The organism is Corynebacterium sp. KPL4015, from assembly GCF_040225725.1.
In the GTDB taxonomy this organism is placed as follows: domain Bacteria; phylum Actinomycetota; class Actinomycetes; order Mycobacteriales; family Mycobacteriaceae; genus Corynebacterium; species Corynebacterium rhinophilum.
On record NZ_JBEHGF010000005.1, the window covers coordinates 42885 to 61016 of the forward strand.

General features: G+C 58.5%; 17 protein-coding genes. 7 read left to right on the top strand and 10 right to left on the bottom strand.

Translation table 11 applies throughout. The features are described 5' to 3' along the window. Positions 1 to 53: 53 nt before the first annotated feature. Entirely contained in the window at positions 54 to 899 is an 846-nt protein-coding gene (locus ABRP64_RS03075) for a carbohydrate ABC transporter permease (protein WP_284785088.1), read from the bottom strand. A 29-nt stretch (positions 900 to 928) separates the two neighbouring features. Then, the gene (locus ABRP64_RS03080) at positions 929 to 1813 is read right to left on the bottom strand and encodes a carbohydrate ABC transporter permease (protein WP_349865425.1); all 885 of its coding nucleotides are present in this window, start codon (positions 1811 to 1813) and stop codon (positions 929 to 931) included. 537 nt (positions 1814 to 2350) lie between these two features. On the opposite strand from ABRP64_RS03080, the gene ABRP64_RS03085 reads away from it, so the two are divergent. Both ABRP64_RS03085 and ABRP64_RS03090 read left to right on the top strand, forming a co-directional pair. After that, positions 2351 to 3622, top strand: coding sequence for a threonine/serine exporter family protein (locus ABRP64_RS03085; protein ID WP_284781957.1), 1272 nt, complete (start codon positions 2351 to 2353; stop codon positions 3620 to 3622). 480 nt (positions 3623 to 4102) lie between these two features. Continuing rightward, a complete protein-coding gene (locus ABRP64_RS03090) occupies positions 4103 to 5425 on the top strand; it encodes an MFS transporter (RefSeq protein WP_296087694.1) in 1323 nt (440 codons plus the stop codon). Positions 5426 to 5723: 298 nt separating this feature from the next. Here ABRP64_RS03090 and ABRP64_RS03095 read toward each other — a convergent pair whose 3' ends face one another. The 7 genes from ABRP64_RS03095 to ABRP64_RS03125 all read right to left on the bottom strand — a co-directional run bounded on the left by ABRP64_RS03095 (position 5724) and on the right by ABRP64_RS03125 (position 12544). Beyond that, positions 5724 to 6680: a glycine betaine ABC transporter substrate-binding protein gene (locus ABRP64_RS03095; protein ID WP_284849884.1), complete on the bottom strand. Its 957-nt coding sequence runs from the start codon at positions 6678 to 6680 to the stop codon at positions 5724 to 5726. Next, a complete protein-coding gene (locus ABRP64_RS03100) occupies positions 6677 to 7429 on the bottom strand; it encodes an ABC transporter permease (protein WP_284849885.1) in 753 nt (250 codons plus the stop codon). The genes ABRP64_RS03095 and ABRP64_RS03100 overlap by 4 nt, the downstream gene beginning before the upstream one ends. Continuing rightward, the gene (locus ABRP64_RS03105) at positions 7416 to 8630 is read right to left on the bottom strand and encodes an ABC transporter ATP-binding protein (protein WP_349865390.1); all 1215 of its coding nucleotides are present in this window, start codon (positions 8628 to 8630) and stop codon (positions 7416 to 7418) included. The genes ABRP64_RS03100 and ABRP64_RS03105 overlap by 14 nt, the downstream gene beginning before the upstream one ends. 2 nt (positions 8631 to 8632) lie before the next feature. Further along, complete coding sequence (locus tag ABRP64_RS03110) at positions 8633 to 9268, bottom strand: ABC transporter permease (protein ID WP_349865392.1); 636 nt, start codon at positions 9266 to 9268, stop codon at positions 8633 to 8635. A gap of 190 nt (positions 9269 to 9458) precedes the next feature. Beyond that, positions 9459 to 10196 (bottom strand): sulfite exporter TauE/SafE family protein, encoded by a 738-nt coding sequence (locus tag ABRP64_RS03115; RefSeq protein ID WP_349865393.1) that lies wholly within the window; start codon positions 10194 to 10196, stop codon positions 9459 to 9461. 28 nt (positions 10197 to 10224) lie between these two features. Further along, positions 10225 to 10887 (bottom strand): TIGR03089 family protein, encoded by a 663-nt coding sequence (locus ABRP64_RS03120; RefSeq protein WP_349865394.1) that lies wholly within the window; start codon positions 10885 to 10887, stop codon positions 10225 to 10227. Positions 10888 to 10912: 25 nt separating this feature from the next. Then, entirely contained in the window at positions 10913 to 12544 is a 1632-nt protein-coding gene (locus ABRP64_RS03125; RefSeq protein ID WP_284781770.1) for an LCP family protein, read from the bottom strand. Between the two features lie 134 nt (positions 12545 to 12678). Here ABRP64_RS03125 and ABRP64_RS03130 point away from each other — a divergent pair, with 134 nt between their 5' ends. From ABRP64_RS03130 to ABRP64_RS03140, 3 genes are all read left to right on the top strand, one after another. Beyond that, positions 12679 to 13587 (top strand): glycosyltransferase family 2 protein, encoded by a 909-nt coding sequence (locus ABRP64_RS03130; protein WP_349865395.1) that lies wholly within the window; start codon positions 12679 to 12681, stop codon positions 13585 to 13587. 93 nt (positions 13588 to 13680) lie between these two features. Further along, positions 13681 to 14775 carry a mannose-1-phosphate guanylyltransferase gene (gene manB, locus ABRP64_RS03135; RefSeq protein WP_284609975.1) on the top strand — a complete coding sequence of 365 codons (1095 nt, stop codon included), beginning with the start codon at positions 13681 to 13683 and terminating at the stop codon, positions 14773 to 14775. Positions 14776 to 15213: 438 nt separating this feature from the next. Continuing rightward, the gene (locus ABRP64_RS03140) at positions 15214 to 15507 is read left to right on the top strand and encodes a WhiB family transcriptional regulator (RefSeq protein ID WP_005277485.1); all 294 of its coding nucleotides are present in this window, start codon (positions 15214 to 15216) and stop codon (positions 15505 to 15507) included. 85 nt (positions 15508 to 15592) lie between these two features. Here the strand turns inward: ABRP64_RS03140 and ABRP64_RS03145 are convergent, their stop codons facing one another. Next, positions 15593 to 16069, bottom strand: coding sequence for a metallopeptidase family protein (locus ABRP64_RS03145; protein WP_284781768.1), 477 nt, complete (start codon positions 16067 to 16069; stop codon positions 15593 to 15595). A gap of 94 nt (positions 16070 to 16163) precedes the next feature. Between ABRP64_RS03145 and ABRP64_RS03150 the strand changes: the two genes are divergently transcribed. Together ABRP64_RS03150 and ABRP64_RS03155 are read left to right on the top strand one after the other, a co-directional pair. Beyond that, entirely contained in the window at positions 16164 to 16655 is a 492-nt protein-coding gene (locus ABRP64_RS03150) for a DUF3499 domain-containing protein (protein WP_410762405.1), read from the top strand. A gap of 107 nt (positions 16656 to 16762) precedes the next feature. Beyond that, entirely contained in the window at positions 16763 to 18130 is a 1368-nt protein-coding gene (locus ABRP64_RS03155) for a phosphomannomutase/phosphoglucomutase (protein WP_284852115.1), read from the top strand. Positions 18131 to 18132: the final 2 nt, after the last annotated feature.

The window sequence follows — 18132 nt, forward strand, 5'->3', positions numbered from 1 at the left end:
CAGATTGAGAAGGATAGGGTGATAACGGCGAGCGTGATAGGGATAGAAGCCTTCTAACCTTTGACGGCGCCAGTGGTGAGACCTTGAATCATGTATTTCTGCAGGCCAAGGAAGATGACGACCATCGGAAGAATGGTGAGAACGGTTGCTGCCATTACTGGTCCCCAGTTAGTAACGCCATCGTTGTTTTGCAGCATGGTCAGCCCCACCTGCAAGGGAGCAACCCGTTCTGTATCCGCCATCAGGAATGGCCACAAGTAGGTATTCCATTCGTTTACTAGTGTGATCACTGAAAATGCTGTCAGTGTTGGCCAAGAAACGGGAAGCAGCACCTTGGTGAGCAAGCGAATGGGGCCGGCACCGTCCATGCGAGCAGCTTCCACAAGCTCATAAGGCAAGGAAAGGAAGTGATTGCGCATGAGGAAGGTGCCGAATGCAACACCAGCCAGCGGGACGATGATGCCGACAAAGGTATTACGCCATCCCAAGGAATTGACCAAGGCGTAGTTGGAAATCACCGTGATTTCTGCAGGGACCATCAGGGAAGAAATCACCACGATGAAGACTAGATTGCGTCCTGGGAAGCGAAGGATAGATAAGGCGTAGGCGGAGATGACACCAAGCACAATCTTTATAGCGGATAGGACCGCGGTAATGAAGACGGAGTTGCGCAGGTAGGTCCAGAAGGGAACGCGCGTTGTGGCGTCTGCGTAATTTTTGGTTTCCCACGTCGGCGGTAGCCAGTTAACTGGGTCGGTGTAAATATCACCTCTGGCCTTGAATGAGGTCATTAAGATCCAGAACAACGGCAGTCCCACGAGCAGGAGGACGAGGATAATTCCTACGTAGCCACCGATGAGCTTGGCACGCCTTGATACAGGGGAAGAGTCTGTGATCATGTGAAGATTTGAATCAGCCATAGGGTGGGTTAACCTCGCTTATCCATGATGCGGACCTGAATCAACGTAACGACGAGCAGGATGAGGAATAGGATTGTCGCAGCAGTGGCGCCGTAACCAGCACGGAAGTTGACAAAGGTTTCGTTATAAATCTGAAAAACCAGCGTCTGGGTGCCGTTTCCTTGAGGGCCGCCTCGGGTCAAGACGTTGATGATGTCGAAGACCTGCACAGAGTTGAGCAGTACCGTAATGGAAAGGAAGAAGGTGGTATTGCGCAGTTGTGGCATTGTCACGCGCCAAAATTTGCGCCAACGCCCAGTTCCATCAATGGCGGCAGCTTCGTCTAATTCTTTATCTAAGCCTTGTAGGGCAGCCAAGTAGATGACAAACGTGTATCCCAAGTTCTTCCACACGAATGTGAATGTCACCATGAACAACGCCCAGCTAGGCACGGCGTAAAAGTTTGGAGAACTAATGCCAAACCACCCAAGGATTTCTTGAATCAATCCGAAGTTGGGGTCGAATACGAATTGGAAGGCGATACCAATCGCAGCACCGGAGATGGCATAAGGCGCAAAGACCACCGAGCGTGCAAAGTTGCGGCCTCTGATTTTTTGATTGAGAAGTAGCGCAAGCGCAAGCCCAATTACCATGGAGCCGATGACCGCGAAAAAGGTGAAAATGACGGTATTTAAGACGATCGTCTTTGTATCGTCACGCGTGAACCACTCCACGTAATTATCAAAACCAACAAAAGTGGAGCTTGAACTAGAAATATTCCAGTTAAAAAAGGAAAGCCGAATATTATCTAGCAGCGGCCGGTAGGTAAAAATGGCCAGCAAGATGAGATTGGGCGCCAAAAGTACGGCAGCCAGCAACCATTCCTTATGTCGGCTCTTTGTAGCCTTTCGCACGAGCTCCGATGGATTATCGTTGCTCGGGCCGGTGGCCGTGGCAGTCGCGATGCCGTTCTTAGTGCCGGCAGGTTCATCCCTGAGAGTCACCCAGTCAACGTAAACCGCGTAGATTACGGGGTGTTTCACATAGTGGAAACTCTTGATGAATTGCAAACGTCGAGCCCGTAAAGACTAGGGGACTACTGCGTAACCGATGGAAAAACAACTCCAGCGCCCGGGCCTCAGTGAAGGGCCGCAGGGCGCTGGAGCTGGTTCTCTCTATCTCTCTTGCGTTCTCTCAAACGCTAAAGAAAGTATGGCGCTAAACCCTGTTATAGGCATTGAAGAAAGCTGAAATTTTCCTGAAAGTTAGTGGAGGCTAAGAAGGCCACGGGGTAGGAACGCGGTGCGCTAGTCTGGGAGGTAGAAGAATTAGCCAAAATGTGGGTGGAAGCTGGGGCAATGGTCGCTGGGAAGTGGCTTGGATCGCAGCTTTCCCGCGAGGTAGAGGTGGAAGATTTGTCGTCGCAGTATGATCCGAATTTTCACCGGCAGATGGGCGTGGAAGCTGACGTCGTCTTGCGCGTCGGAATGATGCTAATGGGGGCGGGCACATCAGGCTATCGCGTGCTGCGCGGCATGAAGCGCAGCGCCCGGGCGCTGGGATTTGATCATTTGGATGCCAACGTGGGGCTGACCCAAATTACTTGTACCTTTCACCGGGGCGATTCCTTTCGCACCGTGATTGCGCGCACGCATTCGCCGGCCGTCGATGCCTCCCGCATTGAGGCGTTGGAGGATCTCACCCATAACCACCTGTATTCCGGAATTACCGCGGAAGAGCTTTCAGGGATGCTCGATTCCATTGAAAGTGACGTGAAAAAGCGCTGGAGCGTGTGGGTCCTATCCACAGCGGCAGCGGTCGCGTGCGCGGCGTTTGCATTCCTAAATTTCTTTCCGGTGCAGGCGGTAGGCCTCGTCGCGCTGGCCGCATTCGTGGGACAATTCGTGCGCTATGAGGTATTGCACCAGCATGTGCACCAAATTGGCGGGATCATCGCCGGTGGTGCGGCAGCTAGCATCACGTTCTTTATCCTCATCGAGCTTCTAGGATTTGCCGGGGTGGTAGAGCCGAGCTCGCTTTCCTCGGGCTATGTAGCGGCGGTGCTCTTTTTGATTCCGGGGTTCCCGCTGTTCTCGGCCCTGATTGATATTGCGCGCTTTGACTTCGATGCGGGCATCGCCAGGTTGGGGTATGCGTTTACGGTCATCTTTACCGCTACGTTTACCGTCTCCATGGTCAGTTGGTTGACGGATCTCAGCCCGGATCCGCCGGTTCCTGCACCGGATACGCGGTGGTACCTACTGGCTTCTGTCGCCAGTTTCTTTGGCATCGCGGGTTTTGCCTTCCTCTTTAATTCCTCGCGCCGCATGGTCCTAGTGGCCGCAAGCGTGGGGACAGTGGCCAACGCGGTGCGCTTAGGCCTCCTGGAGCTGGGCACGACCGTCTACTTTGCGGCGTTTATTGGCGGGCTGATCATCGGACTCTTGGGTGCGGTGGCCTCCCAAAAGGCGCGGTTGCCGCGCATTACCACCACCGTGCCTGCCGCCGTCATCATGATCCCCGGGGTGACGATGTTTCGCGCGGTCTATTACCTCAACGATGGCCAGATGGATCAGGCAGTGGCGAATGTGGCTACCGGCTTGATGGTGGTAGGCGCCATCGGCGCAGGGATGGTTTTTGCCCGGTTGCTCACGGACCGCGATTGGGCATTGGGGCGGCTTATTGACTTCGATAAGGAAATCCCGCGAAAGAAGCCCGCCTAGCGCCGGTGGCTCGGCCTCGCGGCAGCCACCAGCAACGGCAGCCAGAGACGGCGGCCAGAGGCACTAGGCAATGCGGCTGCCAAAAATACAACTAGTAAAACGCCAGCGGCACCCGGTTCCTTTCGGTTCCGAGTGCCGCTGACGTCTCTCTACAAGGGTGTTTCCATGTATCGGTTTGCACCGCCCTCTGGAAACTGAGGGGTTCTCTCTCTATCTCTCTCGTATGCGCTCTCTCAAACGCATGATTTAAGTATGGGGCATGTGACTGGAACAGCCATGGAATCTGCCTGAAAGGTTGCTGCTAAGTGCTGTGAGTTAGGTGGGGAAGGGAGGCATCGGCAAGCGAAGCTTATAGGCGAGGCTATAAAAGCAGATAAAGGTGATCTAAACCATAGTTATTTCTGTAGGCTCGTCGTTATGGGTGCAGATGATGCTGCGCCATTTTTGCGAATGATGCTCAACAGAAACGAGGTGAGGAGCATGGCTCCTCTGATAGCCCCACCGCCAGCGAGCGATGAATCTGCCCCAGCGGACGTGGACGTTCCTGGTACTTCACACGAACAGCGCGTTTCCGCGATCAAGGCTGCATTCATCGGCACGTTTATTGAGTGGTTCGATTATGCGGCCTATATCTATATGTCCGCGATTATCTCGCGCGTCTTCTTCCCGGAAATGGAAGGCCGCCGCGCGCTGATTTTGACCTTCGCGCTCTTTGCGCTGTCATTCCTGGTGCGCCCCATCGGCGGAATCGTCTGGGGTCATATTGGTGATAGGCACGGCCGCATCCACACGTTGACCTATTCCATCGTGCTGATGTCGCTGGCGACCGCCTGCATCGGTCTATTGCCTGGGTATGCCACCATCGGCTTTGCCGCCACGCTATTGCTCCTGCTGTGCCGCATGGTGCAAGGCTTTTCCGCCGCCGGTGAATATGCCGGCGCCGCCACGCACCTGGCTGAGATCGCCCCACCTGGGAAACGCGGGATTTATGCTGCGGTGGTGCCCTCGGCCACCGCATCCGGGCTGCTCTTGGGCTCGCTCATCGCGGCATTTCTTACCGGCGTGCTTGATGATGATGCCCTGCATTCCTGGGGCTGGCGCGTGCCCTTCCTGGTGGCGCTGCCGCTGGGCTTGTACGGGCTATGGATTCGCCGCCACACGGAGGAATCCACCCGCTTTGAAAAGCACGCGGAAACCGAGCTTTCGCCCCTGCGTCAGGTGCTGAAATACCCCAAGGCCCTGGCCATTGCCTTTGCCGGCGCGGTGCTCAACGCGATTGGCTTCTACGTCATCTTGACCTACCTGCCTACCTATCTTTCGGAGGAGCTGGGCATGGCAGAAACCCCGGCGTTTATTGCTTCCTCGGTGGCCTCCGCGTTCTACGTGGGCTTCGCGCTATTGACAGGCCTGCTGTCCGATCGCCTTGGCCGGCGCACCACCATGCTGTGCGCCGCGCTCTTTATGGGCCTTGCCATCATTCCGGCATTCATGCTTCTCGATGGCGCAGGCATCCTGCTCGTCATCATCATTCAGGTGTGCCTGGGTGGGGTGCTGGCGCTTAACGATGGCGTCTTGCCCTCCTTCCTTTCCGAGCAATTCCCCACGCACGTGCGCCTGTCTGGTTTCGCGTTGACGTTTAATACGGCCAATGCCATCTTCGGTGGCACCGCCCCGATGATCGCGACGTGGCTGATTGATACCACCGGAAATAAACTCGCCCCAGCCTTTTACCTTGTGACCGCTGCAATCGTGACGGGTACCGCCGTGCTCTTCGCGCCGCGCAAGAACGACTTGGTGGCATAGCCCGCATAACCCGTGCGGGTTATGCCTGTGGAACTAGTAAAACGCCAGCGGCACCCGGTTCCTTTCGGTTCCGAGTGCCGCTGACGTCTCTCTCTACAAGGGTGTTTCCATGTATCGGTTTGCACCGCCCTCTGGAAACTGAGGGGTTCTCTCTATCTCTCTCGTATGCGCTCTCTCAAACGCATGATTTAAGTATGGGGCATATGGCTGGAACAGCCATGGAATCTATCTGATAGGTCGCTGAAAATTACTGAAAGTTTTCTGTATATCCATTTGCTCTGGTAGAGCGGCCAGAGGATTATCCTTCTAGCAGCCCTTCATCGATGAGGAAATCCTGTGCCACGGCGGTATAGTCCTCACCGTCGACGTCCACGCGGGCATTGAGCTCTTGCATCTTTTCATCCGTCAGGAGTTCCGAGAGGGGAGCGAAGAGATCTTTGATCTCTGGGTATTCCTCCAAGACCTCGGTGCGCACAACCGGGGCGAGGTTGTACTTGGGGAAGAAGAGCTCAGGATCCTCCAGCACGGTGAGGTTCAGGGATTTAATGCGGCCATCGGTGGCAAAGATCGAACCGAAGGTGCACTCGCCCTTATTCAAGGCGGCATAGACGGCGCCGGAATCCATGATCCGGATGCGGTCGCGCGGTGGTTGTTCAACGCCATAGCTATCCAACATGGTAAGCAGGCCGTCATTGCGGGCCAAGAACTCGCTATCGGTGCAATAGGTCTGTTCGTTGGCGGGAATACCCTTAATATCTGCTAGCGATTCGAGGCCGTATTTTGCGTGGGACTGCGCGCTAATGGCTAGCGCGTACGTATTATTCATCGGCGCTGGGGGCAGCCAGGTAAGTCCGTGGTCCTTATCGGCTTCTTTTACCGCCTCGTATTGTTCTTGCGAGCCGGGGACCGGATCGGCATTGCCCAGGTAAGTAATCCAGGCGGTGCCGGTGTATTCAAACATGGAGTCCATATCGCCGACCTCTAGCGCTTGGCGCGTCGAGGTAGAGCCGGGGATATTGGTCAAGTCCTTTACGTTGGCACCTGCAGATTCCAAGAGGATCGCGCCAATCTTGCCCAAGATGACCTGCTCGGTGAAGTTCTTGGAACCGATGGAAATATTGGCGCCGTCGAGGTCAATTTCGGCCAGGTCACCCTTTAATTCCCCACTCGGGATGAGGCCACCGGCGGTGCCGAGGCCGCACCCGGCGAGGAAGAACGTGCTTGCGGCGGCAAGCGTTGCGAGGACGCGTTTCATTTGATCATTCCCTTCGGGGCGAAGACAACCTCAAGAACGCGGCCCACCCATTCGACCGCTAAGGCTAAGGATGCGATGAGGACCGCGCCGGAGATGAGAATAGGGTTGCGGTAGAGGGTGATTCCGGTGGTAATCAGCCCGCCGAGGCCGCCGGCATCAATAAAGGTGGCGAAGGCACCAGCGCCGACCAAAAGCACCAGGGAGGTGCGGATACCGGTCATGATGACCGGCAGGGCCATAGGCAGCTCGACCTTGGTGAGCACCTGGAATGGCGACATGCTGAGGCCGTAGGCGGCCTCAACAAGCTGCTTATCCACACCCCGCAAGCCCGCAATCACGTTGGCGAGTACCGGCAAGAAGGCATAGAACCAGAGGCCGAGGATGGCCACCGGTTCGCCAAAGCCCAGCCAGATGGCCAATAAGACGATGACGCCAACGACGGGCGCGGCCTGGCCAATATTCGCGATGCTGGTGATAATCGGCGCCATGAACTTGGTGGACTTACGCGTTAACACGATGCCCAGGGGCACAGCCGTGGCGATGACCAGCAACGCGGAGATGACCACGAGGACCAAGTGTTCGCGGGTCATGGTGAGGACGGAGCTAATTTGCAAGGTGCGCTCTTCAATATCATCCAGCTCGGCCGTGGCGTGCCAGATGAGCCAACCGCCCACCGTGAGCACCACCAGGATGGGGATGCCGATGATAAGGAGGCGGTCTTCACCGGTGAGGCGCTTAAATTTCTCCACCGGAATCCACCTCCTTTTCATCTAAAGCCTCTTGAGCCGCGGCGTTCATCTGCTGGATATAATCCGTGACCGTTTCGTAGTACAAAACGCCTACGAATTCGCCGCGGCGGGTGACAAGCGCGCCGCTGTGGGAGGAAGCAAGCATGGCAGACATGGCATCGCTTAGCGTAGAGCGCGCATCCACAACGGAGTTGAGCTCGAACTGCGGCTCCGGGATGGTCTCGTAGCGCTCGAGCTGGCGGGCAAAAATCCAGTCGCGGGGATGGCCCTTGTCATCGACGATGACCACCATTTCTTCGCCGGCCTCACGCAGACGCGCTAGCGCCTTATCGGTGGATTCGCCGATGCGCGCGGTGGCCTGATCCGCAAGTTCTAGCTCGTCCGCGCGGCGCAAGTTGAGCTGCTTTAAGGCGGAGCCGGAACCAATAAAGTCAGCCACGAAATCATTCGCAGGCGCGGCAAGGATATTTTCGGGCGTATCGTACTGGCTGATCTTTCCGCCTGGCTCAAAGATGAGGATGCGGTGGCCCAGCTTGATGGCCTCATCGATATCGTGCGTGACGCAGATGATGGTCTTTTTCAGCTCGGATTGGATATTGACCAATTCATCCTGCAGGCGGGTGCGGGTAATGGGGTCGACCGCGCCGAAGGGCTCGTCCATCAAGACCACCGGCGGATCCGCAGCTAGGCCGCGGGCAACGCCGACGCGCTGTTGCTGGCCGCCGGATAGCTCGCTGGGGAAGCGATCGCGGTAGGTGGCAGGATCGAGTCCCACCATTTCCAAAAGCTCGTCGGTGCGCTGAGAAATCTTATCGGCCTTCCACTTCTTCAGCTTGGGCACCAGGGCGATATTATCCGCAACAGACATGTGGGGGATGAGCCCGCCGCCTTGGATGACATAGCCAATATCGCGACGCAGCTGCGTGGGGTTTTTCTTGGTGGCGTCCTCGCCATCGATATAAATGGTGCCGCTGGTCGGCTCCACCAAGCGGTTAATCATCTTCAGCGAGGTGGTCTTACCGCAACCGGAAGGCCCGACGAACGCGACCAGCTCGCCCGCCGGAATTTCGAAAGACAGATCCTCGACGGCAGGGGAGTCTTGGCCCGAATAAGCCTTGGTGACGTGGTCAAATACGATGCTGGCACCGCTATTGCTCGCGTCCGCAGAGCGTGTGGACGAAGCGTGCGTTGAATCAGACATTCTTAGATACCTTTCGGGGTGGTCAATTTTTGGATTCCGGCGAGAATCGCATCCACGATGAGCGCAATAATGACGACGCCGATGGTGCCCACCAGCGTGAAATTAAGTGCGTTGGTGCCGCCGATTTGGCTGAGTCCTGAGTAGATATATCCACCCAGTCCTGGGCCGAGCGCATAGGCGGCGATGGCGGCAACACCCATAGACATCTGGGTGGAGACGCGGATGCCAGTCATAATCACCGGCCAGGCCAGCGGCAGCCGGATGCGGAAGAGGATAGCCGTCGAGCTCATGCCCTGCCCGCGGGCGGATTCGATGACATCGTCGCTGGCATTGTGCAAGCCGACGATGGCATTTCGCAGGATGGGAAGGACGGCATAAAAGACCACGAGGGCAACCGACGGTATGGTGCCGATGCCAAACAGCGGGATGGCAAGACCAAGCAGCGCCAGCGATGGCAAGGTCAGGCCAATGGAGGTCAAGGCATTAGCGATAGCCGCACCGCGCGGGCGCTGGGCCACAAAGATGGCAATAACCAACGCGATGACCAGGGCCACGGCGACTGATTGGATGACAAGGCTTGCGTGTTGGTAACTGCGGAAAAGGATATCCTGCCAGCGCGCAGCGATAAATTCGTTCATTTCATCACCTAAAAGAAAGAGAATAGAGCGCAGGGAAAATTAAAGGAGAGCACAGACTCTCTGGTCCTTCCTCTGCGCTGATGATGTGCTTCTAGCGTACAAGCTTTTTTCAGCGCGAAACAATAGCTGGACAGGCTGGAGACAAAACCGGGGGCAGTGATTACCACGTCATACCGGTCTTATTGGAGGCCTAGAAAAACAGCACTTGGCCAATAAGGGCAAGGGCAGCGGTAATAGCTACCACCGTGACGATGCGGTTAAGGCGCTTGGTATCGATGAAGTGGTTTAGGTAGTTGGCAATGAACAGGCCGATGACCACCAAGGGGCTGTACGCCGCTGCGGCATAGACCTGCGGCTGGGCGACCTGGCCGCTAAAGCCCAGGATGAAAAGGGACATGACGGTACCGATCACAAAGGTTCCGGCGAGGCTGCCGCGGGTGCGCTGTGGGTCAAAGCGCTTCATAATCAGCGCCATCGGCGGGCCACCGATGGAAGTAGAGGTTCCCAGGAACCCGGAGGTCAGACCGGCCAGGACGGTATTGCGCCTGGTGGGCTCGGGGCTCCAGCCGAGGCTGGAGAGGGACATCGCCAAGAGCACCGCGCAGCCGATGAAGATGGAAAGGCCATCGTGCGAGAGAGAAGCGATCGCCCACGCGCCGGCAAATGAGCCAGGAATGCGGGCTATGACGGATATGCCAACTAGGCGCCATGAGGTTTCGCGGTACGTCCGCGCCAGCGTATAGATGGAAATGCACAGCGCGAGGAGCAAAATGAGCGTGGGGACTAAATCCGGGCGCAGGAGCGCGACAATGGGGGTGGCGATGGTGCCGAGCCCAAAGCCGATCGAGCCCTGAGTGATAGTGCCGACCAAAATGAGCACACCAATAAAGATGTAGACCCACGCGTCTGAAGAGATTCCCAAGAACATGATGGAAGGCAAGTATAGGCCACTTGGCCTAGAGCCGGGCGGTTACTTTCTCATTCGCTGCAATTTCATCCAAGCGGGACGCGGGGCAGAGTCCAGCAACGATGACGGCGGAACCGCCGGCGGCTAAGGGCTCGAGCACGGCGCGGGTGAAAGAAGCCTTGTCGCTCCATCCGGTAGACAGCAACCGCTCGGCACTCGCGGGCGGGGTCACCAATTCCGGCAGGGGTTGGGTTTCACCAAAGTATTGGTCGCCATAAAAACGGACGGTGGGGCCGAAGTCGATGGCACCGGTGGGCAGATCCCCGCCGGATTCGACGATGCCGCGGCCAAAGGGATCATCGCTGATGAGCACGATATCGGCCTGTGGCTGTCGCTCTTGGGCAGCGAGGTAGCGGGAGGGGGAGGTAAAGACGACATCGGCAAGCGCGGCCGATTCACCGAAATCAAAGGTGGGCCCGGCGGCAAGGGCGCCTAAGGCAATGACGGCGGCCTGCCACGAGGTGGGCACGTCGATGGCGATGGTGGAATCCGGCTCTAAGTCGAGCTCTTCTTCCAACATATTGGCGATCTTGGCCACCCAGTTATCGAGCGTCTGGGCGGAAAAATCCATGCGCGCGCCGGTGGATTCGTTATAAACAGTCAGCCGCGGGGTGGCGGCATCGGCGTTTAAAAGATGGGCGAGTAGTTCCATACCCGCCCATCGTAGGCCAGCCTGCTTAGTTCACGCAGCGCGGACCGTGGCCGCCGGCGTCGATTTCAGGCGCGACCTTGTTGGCACCGAAGTCATTGCCCGGTGTTCCTACCAGGTCGGTATCTTCTTCGGCTGCGGATTCCTCCGCGCTGGCCTCCTCATCGGAAGGGCCCTGGTAATCATCGGTGGCCACGACGAGCAAGGTATTGTCATCGAGCTGCGGATTTTCTACCACAGGAAGGCCACCGAGCTTTTCCGCCAGCTTCTTGGCATCTTCGCTCTCCGGGTCTGCGGCCACGACCTGGGACTCGGAGTAGATACCGGGCTGGGCGTTGGCGGAGCGCTCAACGGTATAGCCGGTGTTTTCCAGCCAGGTGCCAATGCCAGCGGCCAATCCATCGATATTGCCGGCATTGAGGACGTGGACCTCGTTATCGGAGTTGATATCTGCATCGTGCTCCGGCGCGTTTTCGGAGTTTTCCTCCTTGTTGGCCGCGTCCTCTTCGGCTTCCTCGTGCGACATGGCCAGATCCTCCATGAAGCGGTGGACCTCATTGGTATCGATGGTGACGATGGATTCGCCGTAATCGCCGCGGCCATCGATAGAAGTGACCGGGATAGTGGTGAAGGTGACATTGCCGCCGGCCAGGCCGGCCAGCTGGGTGACAAAGCCCATGATGTCCCAGCCATCATCGATGACCACGGAGCGCTCCACAGCCTTCGCAATCTTGGATAGCTTGGACGGGCTGGTCAGCGTGTCATTATCGAGCACCTTATTGACCAGCGAGGCCATATACGCCTGCTGGCGCACGATGCGGTCAAGGTCACCGCGCGGCAGGTTATAGCGCTGGCGCACAAAGGTCAGCGCCTGCGCGCCATCGAGGGTCTGGGTGCCCTTATGGAAATTGGCGCCGGACATCTCGTCCTCAACATCCTCGTTGAGGCACACCTCGACGCCGCCGACGGCATCAGTAAGCAGCGTAAAGCCCAGCAAGCCCACCTCGGCGTAGTGGTCAATGGACACGCCGGTCAGGGAGTGCACCATCTTGAGCAGGCCTTCGCGGCCGGCTTCCACGCCGTGCTTTTCGATGTCCTTATCCGAATACGGTTTCTTTTCGCCCTGCGCCTCCGCCTGGGCGTTTTCCTGCTGGAGCTGTTGCACCTTGTCGTTTTTGTGCGAGGCGTAGACGGCATTGATCTTCATATTGCCGTAGTCCGGATCGTTGACATAGGTATCGCGCGGAATGGAGACCGCGGTAGCGCGCGAGCCGTCTTCTGGAATGCGCACGAGCATGATGGTGTCGGTATTTTCCTCGCCCTCGGCAACGCCGGCGTGGAGATCCGCCAGCTCCTTTTCGGAGAGCGGATTGCCCTGGGCATCGGTACGCGAGTCCTTGCCCACGAGCAAGATATCGGCGGCGCCGTCCAAGGAAGGATCGGATAAACCATCCTCGCCCAAAGATAGGTCCGAGGCGGAGGACATGCCCGTATCCAGGCGCCCCACCGTGGCATAGCCCACGCCGGAGACAGCTAGGATGAGGGCAGAAATGACGGCCACGATGGTTTTGGTGGCCGTGGAACCCTTTTGCTTAACCGCGCTAGCGGCAGAGGGCGCGGGTTGGATATTGCGCGCCCGGCGAGTGTTCTCAGAAGTCACAAGTGAAGGCTTTCTACTTTCCGGGGATCTGGAGATAGTTTAGGGGAGATCTCGCCGAAATTAGGGATCCGTGACCAGTTTCGCGTGTTTGAAACAGTGTCTGTCTCCTGACGTGGCCTCTGGCATGACTAAGCTTGGAGCCCATTGTGACTACTGAAACTACAGCTCCGCTCGCCGTTATCACCGTGACCTACAACCCCGGTGAGTACTTGGCGCGCTTTATAGACTCCCTGCCGGACGCCGGTGCTAACGGCACCCAGGTGGTGCTGGCGGATAATGGTTCGACCGACGGTATCCCGGAAGCCGCCGCTGCGGAAGAAGAGGACGTGCACTTCCTCGATACCGGCGGCAATATCGGCTACGGTGCCGGCATGAACGCCGGTGCGCGGTGGGTGCGCGAGAACCAGCGCGTAGATGATGAGTTTTTCCTTATCTCTAACCCGGATGTCACCTTTAGTGAAGGCGCCATTGACCAGATGATCGCGTGCGCACGCCGCTGGCCGGATGCCGCGGCGGTAGGCCCGCGCATCGTGGAACCAGATGGCAGCAACTATCCGTCTGCCCGGTCGGTGCCCAATATATCCACCGGCATCGGCCACGCGCTGTTTTCTAACCTATGGCCCTCTAATCCGTGGACGCGCACGTACCGCAATGATGCCGATATGTCCGTCCAGCGCCCCGCAGGCTGGCTGTCTGGGTCCTGCCTCTTGGTGCGCTGGGACGCCTTCGATGCCATTGGCGGCTTTGATGAGCGCTACTTCATGTACTTGGAAGACGTGGACTTGGGCGATCGCTTCGCGCGCGCCGGGTATCAAAATATTTTCTGTCCGGAAGCCGTCATTAGCCACGCCAAGGGGCATTCCACCCAGGCGCACGCCGGGGCGATGCTGCGCGCGCACCACAGTTCCGCGTATCGCTTCCAGGCGGACCGTCACCCGGCGTGGTGGCAGGCCCCGCTGCGCGCCGCGCTGTGGCTGGGATTGCAGGCGCGGGGCGCGGTAACGGCCGCTCGCGCTAGCACGGCCAAAGATTCGGAGGCCTGAAGCGCGTGCCGTTGACCTGGTTTCTGGCCGCGGCCGCATACACTGACCTTCGAAAAACCTCAGAATAAGATTGTCTGCATACAAAGGATGACTATGACTGAAGCAGCCACCACTCATGGTGCCACCACCGATGCGGTGATTTTGGTGGGCGGGCGCGGTACCCGCCTGCGCCCACTGACCATTGGTACGCCCAAGCCCATGCTGCCGACGGCAAACTACCCGTTCCTGCAGCACCTGCTCGCCCGCATCAAGGCCGCGGGCATTGAGCACGTGGTGATGTCCACCTCGTACAAGGCAGAGGTTTTCGAGGAATACTTTGGTGATGGCTCGGAGCTTGGCCTGGACATTGAATACGTGGTGGAAGAAACCGCGCTGGGCACCGGCGGCGGCATCCGCAACGTCTATGACAAGCTGCGCAATGACACCGTCATGGTCTTCAACGGCGATGTTCTTTCCGGCATGGATCTAGAGGGCATCTTGACCACGCACCACAACAAGGGTGCCGATGTCACCATGCACCTGCTCAACGTGGCGGATCCGCGCGCCTTTGGCTGCGTGCCCACGGATTCTGAGGGCCGGGTCACGGCCTTTTTGGAAAAGACCGAGGATCCACCAACCAACCAGATCAATGCCGGTTGCTACGTCTTTGACCGCTCCGTCATCGAGTCCATCCCTGCAGACCGCGTGGTCTCGGTTGAGCGCGAGACCTTCCCGGGCTTGCTTGCCGATGGCCGCTTGGTCGTCGGCCATGTCGATAACTCCTACTGGCGCGATATGGGCCGCCCGGATGACTTCACCCGCGGCTCCTCCGACTTGGTGCGCGGCATCGCCCCATCGCCGCTGTTGGAAGGTCGCACCGGCGAGTCCCTCGTGGAATCCTCTGCGGGAATTGCCGGCGGCGTGCTGCTGCTATCTGGCACCGCGGTGGGCCGCGGATCCGAGGTGGGCGCGGGCTCCCGCCTGGAGGGAACGGTGGTCTTTGATGGCGTGCGCATCGAACCGGGCGCCATCATCCATAACTCCATCATTGCCTCGGGCGCACACATCGGTGCCAATGCGGTCATCGAAAACTGCGTCATCGGCGAAGGTGCCCACGTTGGTGCCCGCTGTGAGCTCGTGGACGGCATGCGAGTCTTTCCCGGCGTGACCATCCCGGATGCCGGCATTCGCTTTAGCTCCGACGCCTAAAGAGCCCGCCGCCTTCCCTCCGCACCGCCTGCAGCTCGGTAACGCCGCGCGGTGCGGAGGGCTTTGTGATCCCTGCCCGGTCGAGATTTGGGAGACACGCCGAAAGTTCCTGAAAATTGTTGACAGAAAAACCGGGTACCACTATATCTAGTACCCCCTACCTACACCCCCGGATGACACCGGGTGTTACTAATGTGACGGATGGGGATCGTGTGCAGCGTTTTTGCGATAAAGCGCGAAAAAGGCACTAATTCAGGTTGACGATATTTAGTGATCCGGTGTGAAATTACATCAGTGCAAGAAACGGCGACCGACGCACTTGTTTTCACGGATTGGTTCGCGGATTGACGGCGATTCAGTCGTACTTCAGCCTCGTGTACAGTCGGTTGCACTGATTAGGATTACCCAACCTCGGAGAAAGGAAAAGGCGTGGACAAAATGGCTAATAACAACGCCATTCTCCGTGGCGGTGCTGCTGCAGAGGTATCGCTCGATGAACTCTTCGGTGCCGTCGAGCAGGAGTGGCAGGATCAAGCGTTGTGCGCGCAGACGGATCCAGAGGCATTCTTCCCTGAAAAGGGGGGTTCCACCCGTGAGGCAAAGCGTATCTGCCAAGCCTGCGCGGTGCGCGATGAATGCTTGGAATACGCGCTGGAGCACGATGAACGCTTCGGAATTTGGGGCGGGCTTTCGGACCGCGAACGCCGCCGCCTTAAGCGCGAGATTGGTTAATTAAGTTGTGTGCTCTAGCCCTTGGCTGCGCCCCCTGAGTGGTGCGGTCAAGGGCTAGAGTTTTCTTTGTGGTGCGAAAACCTCCCTACCAGCTATAGCGCGGGTCTACCTCCTCTGGGGCGAGGTTTAAGTAATTGGCCACCAGGGCGGTAATGACCGTGCCGAGGAGTTCCGCGCGCTCGGCGGAGGTGACGGCACGCTGCTCAATGGGCATGCGGAAGATAACGAGCCGGGCGCGAGTGGGGGTGCCAGCAGAGTCGACACCGGCGGGCACGATGCGGCCGAGCGGCACTGGGCCATCAGCAATGATCTCATCTGGCAGCACCGTCATATCCGCTGAAAGTCGCATGCGCGGGATGGTATCTACCGCAAGGTCGAGCCCGCGCAATTGCGGGGCGAAGGCGTGCTGAATGGGTGCGTAGGCCTCGAGGACGGCGGCATCGAAGAGCTCGCGGGCGCTGCGGTAGCGCGGGGTTTGCTGCGGTAGCAAGGGCCCGTGCAGGCCGCGCCCGTGGCGGTCGCGGGCGGGGCGAATATGCGGGCGGGGGCGAGCGGCGGTCATGGCGTTGATTCTAAAGCTCGGTGACGGCGCAATAAGTGCAGCCACGCCGGGGAGGTACTATCTAAATCTCAACCAAGGGTTTAGACTATTGTCCGTGACTGAATCTCGCCATTGCTCCCGCCCAGGCTGCGGCCGACCCGCCGTGGCGACGTTGACCTATGCATATGCGGATCAAACCGCAGTGGTTGGTCCGCTGGCAGAAGAGGATAACCCGCATAGCTGGGATCTGTGCAGCACCCACCGCGACCGCATCTCTGCGCCGGTGGGGTGGGAGCTGGTGCGCGTAGACCGCATTGAGCTGGACGAGGATGATGACCTTATGGCACTGGCCCAGGCGGTCAAGGAAGACGGCAGGGTAACAACGGGGCTTGTCGATGACCGCAGTGCCGGCTCCGGGGCAGATCCCATCGATTACACCGCCACCTTCGATGGCGCTGATCCTGCCAATTCTAATCACCCGGTATTTCGCACTCGCCGCGTGGCCTATGCCAAAAAGGCCCGCCGCGCTCACCTGTCCGTAGTTCCCGATGCGCACAGCGAAGATAATTCTGCCGAGAGGCAGGACACGGACTCTGAGTCTGACTAAACCACGGGCGCTGGGCACAGCGCCCGTGAAAGTTTGCGCTAGCTAGCTGCAGACACGGATGGAGCACTGCCCTAGTTGCCCGCAGGCGGGGAGTAATATTGCGAGGTATGCGAACTCGTGAGCATCTTGATGCAGTGATTAAGGCCTATGACGTCCGTGGCGTGGTGGGCGAAGATATCGATGAAGACTTCGTGCGCGATACTGGTGCCGCCTTTGCCGCAATCCTGCGCGAAGAAGGCGAAAACACCGTGGCCGTAGGCCACGATATGCGCCCGTCTTCTCCCGCGCTGGCGCAAGCCTTTGCTGAAGGCGTGGTGAGCCAAGGCCTCCACGTGACGCTTCTGGGGCTTACCTCCACCGATGAGCTCTACTATGCCGCGGGTTCTATGGAGTGCGCGGGCGCGATGTTTACCGCCTCCCACAACCCGGCGAAGTACAACGGCATCAAGCTCTGCCGCGCGGGTGCCGTCCCCGTTGGACAACAGACTGGGCTGGAAGAGATTAAGCAGATGCTTATCGATGGCACCCCAGACTACGACGGCCCCAATGGTGCCATCGCCGAGCAAGAAATCCTGACCGGATACGCGGACTTCTTGCGCCACCTCGTGCCGCTGGAAGAGTCCAAGCCGCTGGTCGTGGCCGTCGATGCCGCCAATGGCATGGGCGGACACACCGTCCCGGCCGTCTTCGATGGCCTTCCCTTTGATGTCCGCGATCTCTACTTCGAGCTCGACGGTACCTTCCCCAACCATGAGGCGAACCCACTGGATCCCAAGAACCTAGAGGATCTGCAGAAATTCACCGTAGAGCAAAAGGCCGATATCGGCCTTGCCTTTGACGGCGACGCAGACCGTTGCTTCGTGGTGGATGAGAAAGGCCAGCCGGTATCGCCGTCTGCCATCTGCGCGCTGGTGGCTAGCCGCTACTTGGATAAATTCCCGGGCGCGACCATCATCCACAACCTAATTACCTCCAAGACGGTGCCGGAGCTCATCGCGGAAAAGGGCGGTACCGCAGTGCGCACGCGCGTGGGTCACTCCTTCATCAAGGCTCAAATGGCCGAGAACAAGGCGGCCTTTGGCGGCGAGCACTCCGCGCACTACTACTTCCAGGAATTCTGGAATGCCGATTCCGGCATGCTGGCCGCCATGCACGTTTTGGCCGCGCTGGGGCAGACGGATAAGCCTTTGAGCGAGCTCATGGCGGAGTACTCCCGCTATGAGGCCTCCGGGGAGATTAACTCCACCGTGGCGGATCAACAGGCCGCCACCCAGGCGGTACTCGATGAGCTGGCGGATAAGATTGAATCCGTCGATGAGCTCGATGGCGTTACGGTCGAGCTCAAGGGCACGGATGCCTGGTTCAATGTGCGCGCTTCCAATACCGAGCCGCTGCTGCGACTCAATGTTGAGGCGAAGACCTCTGAAGAGGTCCAGCAGATCGTAGACGAGGTCCTCGCCATCATCAGGCGTTAATT